This window comes from Pseudomonas sp., from assembly GCF_050739655.1.
Lineage (GTDB): Bacteria > Pseudomonadota > Gammaproteobacteria > Pseudomonadales > Pseudomonadaceae > Aquipseudomonas.
Genome location: NZ_JBOIBY010000372.1, coordinates 23,170 through 37,857, shown reverse-complemented (window position 1 = coordinate 37,857; position 14,688 = coordinate 23,170). Strand labels below are relative to the sequence as shown.

The 14,688-nt window shown below is 56.4% G+C and carries 13 protein-coding genes and 3 pseudogenes; 6 read left to right on the top strand and 10 right to left on the bottom strand.

Going from position 1 to position 14,688, the window contains the following annotated elements; translation table 11 throughout:
• The first annotated feature begins 5 nt into the window (after window positions 1-5).
• Window positions 6-524 carry an N-acetyltransferase family protein gene (locus tag ACRESJ_RS18050; protein ID WP_431759095.1) on the top strand — a complete coding sequence of 173 codons (519 nt, stop codon included), beginning with the start codon at window positions 6-8 and terminating at the stop codon, window positions 522-524.
• Between the two features lie 106 nt (window positions 525-630).
• On the opposite strand, the gene ACRESJ_RS18045 is transcribed toward ACRESJ_RS18050, so the two are convergent.
• The gene (locus ACRESJ_RS18045) at window positions 631-1,059 is read right to left on the bottom strand and encodes a c-type cytochrome (protein ID WP_431759094.1); all 429 of its coding nucleotides are present in this window, start codon (window positions 1,057-1,059) and stop codon (window positions 631-633) included.
• A gap of 374 nt (window positions 1,060-1,433) precedes the next feature.
• Here ACRESJ_RS18045 and ACRESJ_RS18040 point away from each other — a divergent pair, with 374 nt between their 5' ends.
• Window positions 1,434-2,798 (top strand): erythromycin esterase family protein, encoded by a 1,365-nt coding sequence (locus ACRESJ_RS18040; RefSeq protein WP_431759093.1) that lies wholly within the window; start codon window positions 1,434-1,436, stop codon window positions 2,796-2,798.
• Here the strand turns inward: ACRESJ_RS18040 and ACRESJ_RS18035 are convergent.
• From ACRESJ_RS18035 to ACRESJ_RS18010, 6 genes and pseudogenes are all read right to left on the bottom strand, one after another.
• A pseudogene (locus ACRESJ_RS18035) lies at window positions 2,780-2,911 on the bottom strand (alpha/beta hydrolase); the annotation flags it as partial. The gene ACRESJ_RS18040 and the pseudogene ACRESJ_RS18035 sit on opposite strands and share 19 nt — an antisense overlap.
• A gap of 25 nt (window positions 2,912-2,936) precedes the next feature.
• Window positions 2,937-3,827, bottom strand: coding sequence for a universal stress protein (locus ACRESJ_RS18030; protein ID WP_431759092.1), 891 nt, complete (start codon window positions 3,825-3,827; stop codon window positions 2,937-2,939).
• 216 nt (window positions 3,828-4,043) lie between these two features.
• Complete coding sequence (locus ACRESJ_RS18025; protein WP_431759091.1) at window positions 4,044-4,931, bottom strand: universal stress protein; 888 nt, start codon at window positions 4,929-4,931, stop codon at window positions 4,044-4,046.
• A gap of 283 nt (window positions 4,932-5,214) precedes the next feature.
• Window positions 5,215-6,621, bottom strand: a complete 1,407-nt coding sequence (locus ACRESJ_RS18020) for an MBL fold metallo-hydrolase RNA specificity domain-containing protein (RefSeq protein ID WP_431759090.1) — start codon at window positions 6,619-6,621, stop codon at window positions 5,215-5,217.
• A gap of 78 nt (window positions 6,622-6,699) precedes the next feature.
• The gene (locus ACRESJ_RS18015) at window positions 6,700-7,620 is read right to left on the bottom strand and encodes a universal stress protein (RefSeq protein WP_431759089.1); all 921 of its coding nucleotides are present in this window, start codon (window positions 7,618-7,620) and stop codon (window positions 6,700-6,702) included.
• Window positions 7,621-7,699: 79 nt separating this feature from the next.
• Window positions 7,700-7,843: pseudogene (locus ACRESJ_RS18010) on the bottom strand (alanine-zipper protein); the annotation flags it as partial.
• A 344-nt stretch (window positions 7,844-8,187) separates the two neighbouring features.
• Between ACRESJ_RS18010 and ftsH the strand changes: the two are divergent.
• From ftsH to ACRESJ_RS17995, 3 genes and pseudogenes are all read left to right on the top strand, one after another.
• On the top strand, window positions 8,188-10,008 hold the full coding sequence (gene ftsH / locus ACRESJ_RS18005; protein WP_431759088.1) for an ATP-dependent zinc metalloprotease FtsH: 1,821 nt from the start codon (window positions 8,188-8,190) through the stop codon (window positions 10,006-10,008).
• A 27-nt stretch (window positions 10,009-10,035) separates the two neighbouring features.
• Window positions 10,036-10,461: a potassium channel family protein gene (locus tag ACRESJ_RS18000; protein ID WP_431759087.1), complete on the top strand. Its 426-nt coding sequence runs from the start codon at window positions 10,036-10,038 to the stop codon at window positions 10,459-10,461.
• A 27-nt stretch (window positions 10,462-10,488) separates the two neighbouring features.
• A pseudogene (locus ACRESJ_RS17995) lies at window positions 10,489-11,013 on the top strand (N-acetyltransferase family protein).
• 53 nt (window positions 11,014-11,066) lie between these two features.
• On the opposite strand, the gene ACRESJ_RS17990 reads toward ACRESJ_RS17995, so the two are convergent.
• The 3 genes from ACRESJ_RS17990 to ACRESJ_RS17980 form a co-directional block, all read right to left on the bottom strand.
• Complete coding sequence (locus ACRESJ_RS17990; protein WP_431759086.1) at window positions 11,067-11,993, bottom strand: universal stress protein; 927 nt, start codon at window positions 11,991-11,993, stop codon at window positions 11,067-11,069.
• A gap of 124 nt (window positions 11,994-12,117) precedes the next feature.
• Window positions 12,118-12,360 (bottom strand): hypothetical protein, encoded by a 243-nt coding sequence (locus ACRESJ_RS17985; RefSeq protein ID WP_431759085.1) that lies wholly within the window; start codon window positions 12,358-12,360, stop codon window positions 12,118-12,120.
• Window positions 12,361-12,400: 40 nt separating this feature from the next.
• Window positions 12,401-13,474, bottom strand: coding sequence for an NAD(P)-dependent alcohol dehydrogenase (locus ACRESJ_RS17980; RefSeq protein ID WP_431759084.1), 1,074 nt, complete (start codon window positions 13,472-13,474; stop codon window positions 12,401-12,403).
• 261 nt (window positions 13,475-13,735) lie between these two features.
• Between ACRESJ_RS17980 and ACRESJ_RS17975 the strand changes: the two genes are divergently transcribed.
• Window positions 13,736-14,656 carry a universal stress protein gene (locus ACRESJ_RS17975; protein ID WP_431759083.1) on the top strand — a complete coding sequence of 307 codons (921 nt, stop codon included), beginning with the start codon at window positions 13,736-13,738 and terminating at the stop codon, window positions 14,654-14,656.
• The last annotated feature ends 32 nt before the right edge of the window (window positions 14,657-14,688 follow it).

The following is a 14,688-nucleotide window of genomic DNA, read 5'->3' as shown; positions in this document are numbered from 1 at the left end:
CCCTGATGCTCACTGTAAAGAAGCCCGGTGGACGGGAGGCCTGTTCAAACGCTGATGGGCACTATTGGATAGACACACTCAGGAATGGCCGGCCTGTGTTGATCCGGCACCTGGCGCAAAAGGATCGTGAGCGCGAATACACCTTCATCCGGCATTTGGCTCCAAAGTCCCGGTACATGCGCTTCCTTACACAGTACCGCGAACCCGGCAAGGGCATCGCCTATATTGCAATGGTTCACGACAATGGCCAATTGGTCGAGATCGGCGTCAGTCGTTATGTGGCCACCGGTGAACATAAATTCGAATGCATGTTAGCCGTCGCCGATCATTGGAAACATCTGGGCGTAGGAACGCTATTGATGGAGCACTTGATCGACGCTGCCCGTAAAAACAATGTTCACCTGATGTATTCTGTCGCCCCCTCCAGCAATGCATCCGTGCGCGATCTGGCCAGATCCCTGGGTTTTGAAGCGCATGAAGATCCGTTCGATCCCCATCAGGTCATTCACTGCCTATATTTGTAAAAATGCCCGGTAAACGACAGTTTGTCCTTGATATAGATTAGAGCGGTGCCTGGAAACCTGTCGCCACGACGGCCCATCCGCCTGATCATGAATACTGCAGAAGCGTTTACTCCTTTGCCCCGAGTGTCGCCATGTAACGAGAGACAGATTCGGCATCTGCATCAGACAGAGAATGCCTGGGTAGTTGTTTCATCGGGGCGTTGCGGGGGCGTTGCTCGGTCTGCTGGAGAACCTTGATCTGATGGACCATGTAGCGTGCGTGCTGCCCCGCCACTTTTGGTATCTGTCCATTGCCCCGGCCATCTGCACCGTGGCACGCGCTGCATTGAGGGACGCCTGCCTGCGGCAAGCCTTCGCGAAAGATCAATTCACCGCGCAAATCAGGTTGATCAGCCTCGGCCTTCATGGCGCTCTGACTGGAAAAATAATCGGCCAGTTCGGTGATCTGGGTCTGTGTCAAATGGGTAAATCCCCACATGTACCGCGTTCCGATTTCATCACTGCGCGCGTGCTTCTTGAAGTCGTTCAACTGCAACTTCAAGTACTCTTTTTGCTGACCGGCCTACTTTGGAAAAACCGGTGAGACAGACTCCCCCGTCAGCCCATGGCACAGCGAGCAAACGCTGTCCGCCATTTCAATAGCAGCCAGGGGGGACGTAGTGTGCGCTGCCTCCTCGCTTGTACGTGTACAACCTATGATCGTGGCAATGCACATGCCAAGTACAATAGATGATCGGCTGTCAGTACTCTGTACGCCCAATACGTTCATGACCTTTGCCCCGGGGCCCATCTGATAACTATCTTCCCTCGGGGGGATTACCGCTTTATTGATAAACCTCAATCAATCGGCGGCATCGCGGTGTAGGAATGGTCAAACAGGCAGCAACCTACCCGGGGAGAATGACGCTCATGAACTCAACGCACAAATTGCTGGAAAAACTCTACGGGCATCATCGTCATACTCCCTCGGTTGACATAGCCCCCCTGCTACGTCAATACGCTGAGCCACTGCCGGAACCGGACCACCCCGCATTTGTCGAAATGTTCGATCGCTACGCAGATGCGCGTGTCGTGATGATAGGAGAGGCGAGCCATGGAACCCGGGACTTCTATCGAATTCGGACAGCCATCACCCAACGACTGATCGAGCGACACGGGTTCAATATCGTGGCAGTCGAAGCAGACTGGCCGGACGCCGGTCATGTCGACCAGTACGTCCGTGGGATTGCGCACACCGCGTGGAAGCGACACATCTTCAGTCGTTTCCCGACCTGGATGTGGCGCAACAGTGAGGTGAAGGCATTCGCCCACTGGCTGCACCAGCACAACCACCTACAGGCGCCTGACCGGCGCATCGAGTTCCGCGGCCTGGATGTCTACAGTTTGCGTAACTCCATTCATGAAGTGTTGGCTTATCTGGACCGGGTCGACCCGCATCTGGCCCAGGAAGCCCGAAGGCGCTACGGCTGTTTGACACCATGGCAGGATGATCCGGCGCTGTACGGCCACTTCGTCGAGCGTGGAGGTGTCATGCCCTGTGAACAGCCTGTGATCGAGCAGCTCAATGCCATGCTGGCTGAACAATTGGGCGGGCTTATCCGCGTTGACGAAGCGTTCTTCAATGCAACGCAGAACGCTCGGGTAGTGATGGCGGCGGAACAGTACTACCGGGCGATTTATCGAGGGTCGATGACGTCATGGAACCTGCGTGACCGGCACATGTTCGATACATTACGCGCACTGCTTGAACACCGGGGACCACAAGCCAAAGCCGTGGTCTGGGCACATAACTCCCACATCGGCAATGCATCCGCCACGGAAATGGGCTGGAAGGGTCAATTCAATATCGGCCAACTGTGCCGCAGTGCCTTTGGGCGCGATGTCGTACTGATCGGAATGAGCACCGACCGTGGTCAGGTGACTGCGGCGGATGACTGGGACGGCGACATGCTTATCAAGGACATCCCGCCTTCCCATCCGGACAGCTGGGAACATCAATTTCTCAAGGCCGGCGTCCCCGCGGCCCTGATCGACTGGCGAAACCCTCAACGAAAAGAGTTGCGTGGGGCCCTGTCCACCTCTTTGCTGGAAAGGGCTATCGGTGTGATTTACCACCCCGAAAGCGAGCGACGCAGTCACTACTTCGAAGCGATGCTGGCGGAACAATTCGACGCCATGATCTGGATTGAGCAAACGAAACCCGTCAGCGCGTTGCCCTTGCCAAAAAGTCAGGCATTGGAGCCGGAAGACGAAACCTATCCGTTTGGCGTGTGAAGATCAGTGCATACCCCGTCAAAGTTGCGGACATGCAGGTACTTTTCGTACCAGTCGCCAGCGAGCCTGGCGACTTCCTCGAGGGTTCCGGGTTCTTCGAAGAGGTGCGTGGCGCTTGTATACCAGGGCCCGTTTGTTTTAGACCGCCAAAATACTGCAAGGCACCTGATACAGGATGTGTTCGGTCGTGCTGCCCAGAAGCTTGTCCAGACCATGAGACTGGATTCGTCCCATCACGATCACATCCACACTGTGCGCATGGGCGAACTCACTCAGCACCGAAACTGGGTGCCCCTCAATGAAATGCCAGCGGTCAGCGGGCACACCATATTGATCAGCCAGGTCGAGGAACGATTTTTCCAGTTCCTCGCGCAACTGACTGCCAAGGTCCGCAAGCGTCAAGCCACCGCCCCCCATGTCGCCCAAGTAGGCGGTCGAAATGTCGCAGGCGAACAGCAAATGCAATTCGGCCTGGCACTGCAAGGCCAGATCAGACGCCTGCTTGATGATCCGCTCATTGAGCTCGCTCCCCTTTGGCTGCGTGTTCGAAGCGTCAACGGCTGCCACCACCTTGCGCGGCAAGGCAAGCCCGCCCTCACCGACCAGATAAACCGGGATCGGGCAATGGCGCAGCAAGCGCCAGTCCAGTGGAGTGAAGAACGCACGCTTGAGCGCTGATTCATGCTGCACTTGTTTGACTAACAAGTCAGGCTGCATTTCCACCACGTGATCAAGAATGTCTCGCTGTATGTCATCGGCCCAGGCCACCTCCGTCGTTACGTCGATTCCCCTGCCACACAGGTTTTTCGCCTGGTCCTTCAACCAATCGCGATGGTCCTGCAAGAAGCACTCGCGAGCCTTTTCCCGGTCGCCCTCTTCGAGCAGCGACAACAGTTTCCACGACGCGATTAAGGCAGCAATATGCAAACTCGCCCCACTGGCCTTGGCCAAGGCCGCCGCGTGGTTGATGGCCTGTGAATAGCGCAGGGCCGGGTTGATGATCAGTAATAACCGTCGATATTGGCTCATGATCTGACTCCAGATAGGGCTTTGCGCCTACAGTTACCCGCTACGGGAACGGTTGGTGTGTTCTCGTAAGCAGACACCCGCGGTTCCAGTTCAGGCTCCCCCGTTGATGCCGCCCTGGCGTTGATTTATATCAAGTGAGCGCGCAACACCGCTCATGCCCCTGCATCTACCGGCCCCTGGAGCAAGTCCTGCACAGGCGAACATGAGTGGACCGCTCTAGACCGCCAGTACACTGCAGGGCACCTGATACAGGATATGTTCGGTCGTACTGCCCAAAGGGTGCTCCAAGCCGTGGTACTGGGCTCTACCCATCACAATCACATCCACATGATGTTCGCTGGCAAATTCACTGAGTGCCGTGACGGGGTGACCCAAAACGAAATGACGGCGGTCGGCGGGAACACCGTATTGGCTGGCAATTGCCAGAAACGACTTTTCCAACTCTTTGCGCACCCCTTTGCTCAGCACTGACAGTTTCAAGCTATCGCTCAACTCTTCCAGATAGTCCTCTGAAATGTCGTGGGCATAGAGCAGGTGCAACTCGGCGTCACACTGTATGGCCAGGCTGGAGGCCTGTTGGATGATGCGATCATTGAGTTCGCTGTGTTCCGACTCGCCAGCAGACGCGTCAACGGCCGCCACCACCTTGCGGGGCAAGGCGTTACCGGACCCGCCCATCAGATAAACCGGTACCTGACACTGACGCAGCAAGCGCCAATCCAGCGGGGTAAAAAGCGCGCGCTTGAACGCCGATTCATGTTGAATTTCCTTGATCAACAGGTCGGGCTGCAGTTGTGCGACGTAATCCAGAATGTCTTGCCCCATGGCATCAGCCCAGGCCACCTCTGTGGTCACGTCGCCCCCACTGCGGCGCAGTAGTTTTTCCTGATCCTTCAGCCAATCGTGATGGTCCTGCAGGTAACGCCCCCGTATATTTTCACGGTCTCCAGTTTCGAGCAGCGACAACAGTTTCAACGATGGAACCAGTGCGGCGATATGCAACCGCGCACCGCTGGCCCGGGCCAACGCCGCCGCATGGTTGATTGCCGGAGAATGGCTCAAGCCCAGATGGATGATGAGCAATAACCGTCGATACTGGCTCATGACTGGGCTCCAGACAGGGAGGGTTGAATGTCGGATTCAGCACCCGAGTGGGTTCAGATTGCTCCATCGCAATATTGCTGGCGTTGATAAATATCAAATGGGGCGGGACTGCCCTTCTTCACATGGCCTTTTTCTGCGTGCAGCTACGCGCTGTTTTTCACTGGCCAACGGCGCACTGCGCCAAGATGCCATCGACTAGTCACGCGCACGGCGTCCGCCAGCTGTGTGGCGCCACTGAGTGCTTTCTCACGGGCGGCTGAACGATACATGATCTTACTTTTTGTCAGCGCAGTGACCTTTCAGGGAAACCGATTGGGGTGAGGTCGACGCTATCGCGATACTCCGGCACCGAAACCGACCACCCAAGTTCCAGGCTGATACGACGGCGCAGCGCATCCGATGCGTTTGGCTCGCCATGCACCACAAATGTGTGCTTGGGTGGTCGCTTGAATCCACGCAACCACTGCATGATTTCATCGGCGTCAGCGTGCGCCGAAAGGGATTGCATCGGCACTACCTCGGCATTTATCGGCACATCCTTGCCATGGATACGAACGGATCGAGAGCCCGCAACAATTTGTGCTCCTCGCGTGCCACCGGCCTGAAACCCCGGCATCAACAGCGTATTAACCGGATTGGGGGCCAGCGCCTTGAGGTGATGGACAACCCGCCCTCCGGTCGCCATGCCGCTGGCGGCGATAATCACCGCAGGGGTGCGTTGTTGATCAAGCTCTCTCGATTCCTGGACAGAGCGGATAAATTGCGCCACATGGCACATACCCTCGCAGTCCTCCAAGGATAATCTGTGTTCGCTGCGAAATCGCTGATATAGACCCGTGACGTCGGTGGCCATCGGGCTGTTGAGGTAGATTGGAATATCAGGAATCGCTCTTTGGCGTTTCAACTGATAGAGGTGATACATCAGCAATTGGGCACGTCCTACCGCGAATGATGGCACCAGCGTAATGCCTCGGCGCAAAGCGGTACGATTGATGACATCGGCCAATTGCTCCTGCGGCGACTCGACTGGATGGATACGGTCGCCGTAAGTCGACTCCACCAGCAGGTAGTCCGCCTGCTCGACGGCTTGCGGAGCGAACATCAAAGGATCGTCAGGACGCCCCAAATCCCCGGAAAACACCAAGCTTATGCCATTGACGCTCACTTGCACCGTTGCCGCCCCCAGGATATGCCCGGCACATCGAAGCTCGATGGTCATGTCCGCGACAATTTGAACCTTGTGGTGCAACTCCACCGGCCGCAACAGTTTTAGTGCCTGCTCGGCATCTTGCTCAGTGTAAAGCGGTAGCGCCGGGCTATGTTTTGAAAAACCATGCCGATTGGCGAACTCAGCCTCCTCTTCCTGCAAGCGGCCGCTGTCCAACAGCAGAATTTTAACCAGCTCACAGGTCGCGGGCGTGGCGTAAACCGGGCCGCGATAACCATTGCGCACCAGTACGGGCAGATAACCGCTGTGATCGAGGTGGGCATGGGTCAACACAATCGCAGCCAGGTCGCAAACCGGGAGCTGGAACGGGTCCCGGTTGTGTAATCGCAGTTGTTTGTAGCCCTGGAACAGACCGCAGTCGATCAGCACATGTTGGTTACGATGTTCCAGCAGGTACTTGCTGCCCGTGACCGTACCCGCGGCACCCAGAAATGTGATTCGCATGGCTGTTTCCTTGAACATTCAGGGGAGCGCTATTGATCGCTCCTTTTGGTTCATGGCCAGTTGACTTTTATCAACTGCAAGCTCGACAGTTCCCTTTTAATCGGGTGGGGACAATGGCTTGACGATCATCAGGCTGCACGGTGCCCGGTTCAATACACTCTCGACGGTGCTACCGATAAACCAATTATTCCCATGAGGATAAATCGTACCCAACACCACCATGTCAAAAGCATTCTGTTGAGCAAAAAGACCGATCACCTTGTGGGGGGTGCCTGTCAGTGAATGTCGACGAGTATTCTTGATGCAATAGCGCTCGGCCAGCACCTCAAAGGCCTCCTGCTGGGCATCCTGAATCGCGTCCCTCAAACTGTCATCCAGACTACCTGTCGGCACACTTATCGACGCATCATTCATCACTGACCAACGACTGACATTGAGCACGTGCAGAGCTGCACCGAAGCTAGCCGCCAGCGTAGAGGCCAGATCGAGTATTCGATCATTCAATCCGTGAGTCAGTTCTTCCAGATGGGACAGGTCAATCGCCGCAAGAATTTTTAATGGTTTGGGGTGTGCGGCAGTGGTTACCAGGTGCAAGTGCGCTGGACACTCGCGCAGCAAGTGCCAGTCCAAAGGTCGATGAAAGGCCCGGTCGAGTGCCGGCACATAATGAGTATCCTTGATCACCAGATCTGGACGAAAGTCGTTCACGCACTCAAGCACGTGCGTCAGGCTTGATCTGGCCCAAACCACTTCAGTGGTCACCTGCATGCCGATGTACCGTTTGAAGCGGGCTTGCTGCTCCAGCCACTGCCGATGTACTTGCAGATACCCTTCCCGCGCCTGGGCCATCGCATCATGGTCAAGCAGACCCGCCACCGCCAGTGCCGGAACATAATCGAACGCGACAATATGCAGATACGCACCGGTTGCAAAAGCCAGTGCATACGCGCGCTCAAATGCCGGGGTAAGAGTCATTTCGTTAGGGGCTATCAAAAGAATGCGTTTGAGTTTGAGCATCACGTGCCTCTCCCTGAAACGGTTACGTTTCTGACTGCAAAATTTTGTTAACTGTCGGGGCACTTCAGGCCATCGCTTGTCATTTGCGATTTGCCTTCTCAAGCATCCGCCTGACGCGTTCATTTGCTTCAGCGGCTGTGCTTTGCGCCTGTGCGGCGGCCGCTGCCGCTGCCAGCTCTGCTTTTATGAACGCCTCATCGGCCCTGAGCCGTGCCGTGGCGACATTATTTTCGGCAGACTACAGTCGTGCGTCGATTTCCTGGGCGTGTTTATGACTGCAACCGGCAGTCAGCGCCAGCAAAATGCCCAGCAATGCAACGGACAAGCTCCTGTTCATGATCTTCCCCTCGGCGCGATGGTAACTGGAAATGCAGTCGTTCAAGTATCAGGGGCTATACGGCAGGAACACTGATTTTTATCAACGAAAACGGTGGCAATACGACCCTTGTGCGCTCATCGGGACATTATTGATTTACCTCAACGACTTTCCTGCGCTCAGGCGTAGAAAAATACTGACCGACAATCATCGTTTGCCCGTGGTCGGTGCCACGACTCAGAGCCACGTCCATGAAAACAAATCACCAATGGAACCTGTCTTACTTCGCGATCGCGTTTGCCATACTGTCCGTGGTTCAAATACTGTTTTTCGAACGTAATGTCGTGCAAAGCATTCCGTACAGTCAATTTGTGCAATTGCTCAATGAACAGAAGGTCAGCGATTTACGGGTCGAGAAAGATCAGATCAGCGGCAAACTGCAAGAGCCCATCAATGGGCACAACCAGTTTTCCACGGTTCGAGTGGATCCGGTGCTGGCGGCGGATCTTGGTCGCTCAGGTGTCGGATTCTCCGGGGTCAACGAAAACACGCTGCTTAATGGCCTGCTGGGCTTGCTGCTCCCTTTTGTCCTGATCGTGGTGATCTGGCATTTCCTGTTTCGCGGGCTGGCGGAAAAACAAGGTGCCGCAGGGTTGATGAGCATCGGTAAGTCCCGGGCCAAGGTATTTGTACCGCGCGAGACTGGAGTGACCTTTGCCGATGTGGCGGGCATCGATGAGGCCAAAGCCGAGCTGGTGGAGATCGTCTATTTTCTCAAGGACAAAGCCAAATACTCACGCTTGGGGGCGCACATTCCCAAAGGCACGTTGTTGGTCGGTCCACCGGGAACCGGCAAGACTCTAGTGGCTAAAGCCATCGCCGGTGAGGCCGGCGTGCCTTTTTTCTCGATATCCGGATCCGAGTTCGTTGAAATGTTCGTGGGGGTAGGAGCCGCCCGCGTGCATGATCTGTTTGAACAGGCGCGGCAAGCGGCACCTTGCATCATTTTCATCGACGAACTGGATGCACTGGGCAAAATGCGCGGCGTCGGTGCGTTTGGCGGCAATGACGAAAAAGAGCAGACCCTCAATCAGTTACTGTCGGAGCTGGACGGATTCGATCCCCGTGAGGGTGTTGTACTGCTTGCCGCGACCAACCGGCCAGAGATTCTCGATCCGGCGCTTCTTCGTGCCGGCCGGATTGATCGGCAAGTGCTGATCGACCGCCCTGACCGAAAAGGGCGCCAGGCGATCCTCAAGGTCCATCTGCAAAAAATCACTGTGGACCCCGCCATCAATGCCGAGCATATCGCCGACCTCACCACAGGCTTTACCGGTGCTGACCTGGCCAACCTGGTCAACGAGGCCGCCATCGTCGCCACCCGTCGTGGAGCGGAAGCGGTCAACCTCGACGATTTCACGATCGCTGTAGAGCGCATCGTTGCCGGGATTGAACGCAAGAGCAGTGTGCTGCGCCCTAAGGAGCGCCAGGTGGTGGCGTATCATGAGATGGGGCATGCCCTGGCTGCCAGCAGTCTTCCGGGCATGGATCCGGTGCACAAAGTGTCTATCGTGCCCCGGGCCATTGGCTCGCTGGGCTATACCCTGCAACGTCCAACCGAAGATCACTTCCTGATCAGTTACCAGATGCTCAAGGACCGGATTGTCGTCCTGATGGCCGGGCGCGCTGCCGAATTCCTCGCCTATGGGCAGATTTCCACTGGAGCCGCTGATGACTTGGCCCACGCAACGGATATCGCCCGGCAATTGATCACCCGGTTTGGCATGAGCGCCGAACTCGGTCAGTCCGTACTGGAGCGACAAAGCACGACGTACCTGGGGGAACGCATGCCGGCACTGGGTGAGAAAGACTATTCGCAACAGACTGCCAGGGAAGTCGACCTGGGTATTCGTGCCCTGCTCGATGAAGCCTATGGACGAGCCAAGGCTTTGCTTGAAAGACGTCGAGCCGATCTGGACGCCGGTGCACATCTGTTGCTTGAAAAGGAAACCTTGTCACCCGAAGACTTTCCAGCGCTCATACCTATACAGCGTGCCCCCGATTCTTCTTGAACACCCCGTAAAAAATGGAGTCTGGCCATGCTGGCAGTCGCACTGATTAATACGCTGGTGGTCATCATCGTCGTAGTGATCCATTACGAATGTCTGTTGCGCTTGAACGATTGGCTGCCCCAGCTCAAGCTGTGGAGCCGCTTCAGAATTGTCGTCGGGGTATTTGGCGCCTTGCTGGCCCACGCGATAGAGGTCTGGTTCTTTGCACTAGTTTATTATCTGATGCTGCACTCCGGCAAATGGGGCGGCCTGGCGGGCAACTTCGACGGTTCGCTGATGGACTGCGTTTACTTTTCCTTCACAACCTACACGACGATCGGCTTCGGCGATATTTCACCGGTGGGCAACCTCAAATATTTGACCGGTTTGCAGGCCCTGACCGGGTTGGTGCTCATCACGTGGACCGCATCCTTTCTGTTTCTTGAAATGCAGAAGTACTGGAAGCGCAAGTAATCCTTTTTCCGCTACATATAGCACTCAATGGTCGCCGCCTCAGTCCACGGCCAATACTGAATCGAAGCGCTCAAGGATGGCCGCCACGTGCTGATCAGGCCGTTGGCGCAAAAGGATCGCGATCGTGAATATGCCTTTATCAAGCGCCTGTCTCCCGAATCCCGACACATGCGCTTTCTCTCGCAGATCAACGAACCCGGCGCTGCGATGCTCGACCAGTTGATGGACACCGACAACGAACAGCGCGTCGCCTTTGTCGCCCTGGCCCACGACAACGGTCAACTGGTCGAGATCGGTATCGGCCGCTACGCGGCCACCGAACATCAATGTGAATGTGCCGTCACGGTCGCCGATGAATGGACGCACCTGGGCCTGGGCACATTGCTGATGAAACATTTGATCAAAACCGCCCGACGAAACGGCTTTCGCCAGATGTATTCGGTGGACGCCGCCAGCAATGCGCCAATGCGTGACTTGGCCAAGGTGTTGGGTTTCGAGACGTACAATGATCCCGACGACATCCATCAGGTCATCCATCGTCTTTACCTGTAAATAATCGCCCCGCGATGTTTCGGCTAACGGACCATTACGGGGCGATCCCGCCCTCAGGAGGATTGCGGCATTGGCACCAGCTTGACCGCCAGCACACTGCACGGCGCCCGCTGCAAGAGTTGCTCGGCCGTGGTGCCTAGAAGTTTGCTCAAGCCTTTGTGCTGTGCCGTGCCCATGACAATGACATCGGTGCTGTGGTCCGAGACAAACTTACAAATACACGGCACGGGTGCACCCTCGATAAAGTGACGACGCTCTGCCGGCACGCCGTGGCGTTCAGCAATGGCGTCAAACGCCTCATGCTGAGTCGTTCCCGACATTTCATGTATTGAGGTGGCCAACGGCAATGCGCCAAAACCCATGTCCTGAACGTATACAGCCGTCCAGTCATACACATGCAGCAGTTCAAGACAGGCATCGCAGACAGCGGCCAATTTCGCTGCTGCGTCGATAATCTGGTCGTTGAGCATCCGGCCGTGTTCCTCGTCGCGCAACACATCAATAATGGCCAGTACGTTACGGGGGCGGGGATATAGGGTGGTGGTCACCAGATGCACCGGCACCGGACAATCACGCAGCAGCTGCCAATCCAACGGCGTATAAAACACGCGCTTGAGCGCTGACTCTTCCTGGGCGTCCTTAATGATCAGGGCCAGCGGCATCTCGTTGATAAAGTGCAGGATCTCTTCATAAGGATCCTGTACCCACACCACCTCGCTTGTAACCTCCACGCCATGCTTGCTCATCAATCCGGCCTGATCGACGAGCCATTGCTGATGGGTTCGTAGATAGCCATCCCGGGCCAGACTGAATTGTTCAGGTGCGATCAACCCAACTACCGCCAAGGCCTGTGAATAATCGAACGCTACGATATGCAACGGCAAATGCATCGCCAGCGCCAGCGCCGCGGCCCGGTCGAATGCCGGAGTACGGGTCATGACAGGGGGAGCGATCAAGAGTAAACGTTGAGTCTGCGACATGGAACACCTCGGCACACGGCGATTTAAATCCAGCAGTCAGGCCATAGATTGATTGATCTCTGTCTGGCCCGGAATCACGTAAGCGGCGAACCGTCGCCCACCACTGACCCACGCCACCAAAGGGTTATTCGACGAGATCGGCCCGAGCCTGTTCGCCCTTGGGACAGGCCGCTCGACGGTCAGGCATCAGACTGGTAGTGGCTGCCGGGGAAGGGGAAATCGGCCAGGCATGCGGTGCTTCGATACGCGCCTTGAGTTGGTCAACGAAAGCCCGCGCTCCGTCCAGACTATTGAAGTTCACCTCCAAGGCATCCATGCACACGACCCAGCAATGGCTTGCCGGTTTCTCCGTGATATCAATGATCATAGATACCTCCGTACTACTTCGATAATAAAGCCGGACACCCTCACGGCGTAATTGCGACCTTCATCACACCGTCCCGTTGGTGGGCAAACAACTCATAGGCCGCCTCGATATCATCGAGTTTGAAACGATGTGTCACCAGTGGTGACAGGTCCACGCCACCGCTGTGCACCACCGCCATCAGGCGGCGCATGCGCTCCTTGCCGCCGGGGCACAGGGTGGTGACGATGCTGTAGTCTCCCAATCCTGCCGCAAAGGCATCGAGTGGAATACGCAGATCGCTGGAGTAAACGCCAAGGCTGGACAGTCGACCGCCCGGACGCAGCACACGCAGCGCGGACTCGAAAGTCCCTTGGGTCCCCAGTGCCTCGATGGACACATCGACTCCCCGACCATCGGTCAGGGCCATGATCTGCTCAACCACGTTACCGTCCTTGAAGTTGACGATATGGGTCGCGCCCAGCCGTCGCGCGACGTCCATCCGCTCAGCCACGGCATCGACGCCAATGATTGTCGTCGCGCCTTTAAGGCGTGCACCCGCCACCGCACAGAGGCCTATTGGCCCAAGGGCAAACACGGCAACCGTATCGCCGATGGTCACTTCGCCCCGTTCCGCCCCGGAAAAGCCGGTGGACATGATGTCAGGGCACATCAACACCTGCTCGTCACAGAGCCCGTCGGGAATCGGGCACAAATTGGCAATGGCATCCGGTACCAGCACGTACTCGGCCTGGCAGCCGTCGATGATGTTGCCGAACTTCCAGCCCCCAATAGCGCGAAAACCATGGCGCGAGTCTGGTCCATCCTGCGACGCGCAACCACACAAACAGGCATAACTTTGCCCGCTGGGCGTGATGGCACCGGCGATCACCCGCTGTCCTTCGACAAAGCCGCGCACTTGGGAACCTAGGCGCTCAATGATGCCCACCGGCTCGTGGCCTACGGTCAGGCCCTTGGCCACTGGGTATTCACCGCGCAAGATGTGCACATCGGTTCCGCAAATGGTCGTGGTGGTGATACGGATCAATGCATCCTGCGGCCCGACTTCAGGGATGGGTTTTTCTTCCAGCACGATCCGGTTCCGTTCAACGAAAACAGCCGCCTTCATGGTTGCCATGGTGTTCCCTCCTCTACCGTCTCCCGTACGAACCCAAAGACTGCGCCGGGGCGAGCGAGGAAAGATTGATAATGGTCAACAAATCGGTCACCGGACGAGACTGGGGCGACCACACATCGGGCGACATCGTCCTTCCCCACTCCATTTGACAAAGATCAAACCTGTCGCTCTGGTCTTCAGCAGGATAAGCACCAGGCTTCGCTGCCCACCACTGAAGCCATTTGGGTAAGCCATTGCGCGATTACCTTCCGGAGATTTGTCATGTCTGATCAATCACGTTTCATGCTGGTCGTCTCGCCGTTGATGGAAAACAGCCCAGCCTTCGACCGGGCTGCTGCACTGGCCAAGGCCTCGGATGCGGCACTGCACATCGTGGCGTTCGATTATCTCGAAGGGCTGGCGACCGCTGGAATGGTCAACGAACAAGCGCTGGAACAGATGCGACTGGGTTATATCGAGCGCCATCGTCAATGGCTTGAAGACCAGGCCAGACCGATGCGCAAGATCGGGGTTCACGTCACCACGGAAGTGGTATGGGTGGAGCGCCCGTTGCAGGAAATCCTCATTCATCTCAAAGAACAGCCGATGGCGGTATTGATCAAGGCGCTGGAACACGAATCGCTGCTGTCACGTCTGATGTTTACCACTCTGGATATCCATTTGCTGCGCGAATGTCCGGTGCCGCTGCATTTTGTCAGTCATATGCACCACGCATTGCCGCGAAAAATCGTCGCTGCCGTCGACCCTTTTCATCGTGGTGACCAATATGAGGGTTTTAACGACAGGATTCTACGTGAGGCGTCAAAACTGGCCGCCACCTGCAACGCCGAGCTCGACGTGATCTACGCCCATGACCTCTCATCCATCAGTGCCGATGAATTTGGCTTCAGTAACGGGTCGGCTTTTTTTTCTTCCAGCAAAGCCAAGACCCTGTTCGACGCTCAAGCTGACGCGTTCCGTGTGCTTTGCGAACGTAATGGAATCCCATCGGAGCGCCAGCATATGATCATGGGTAACCCGGCCAGGGTGCTTTGCAGCTATGCAGGGGCTTATGACACAGATGTCATTGTCATGGGCCGTGTAGGTCACGGCGCCTTGTCACGGTTGGTCGGTAGCACCGTGGAGCACCTGCTGTACAAGATGTCATGCAGCGTGTGGGTGGTTTCACCAGAAGTCATTTGAACGATGGATAATTGCCTGCCAAAAGAAATACA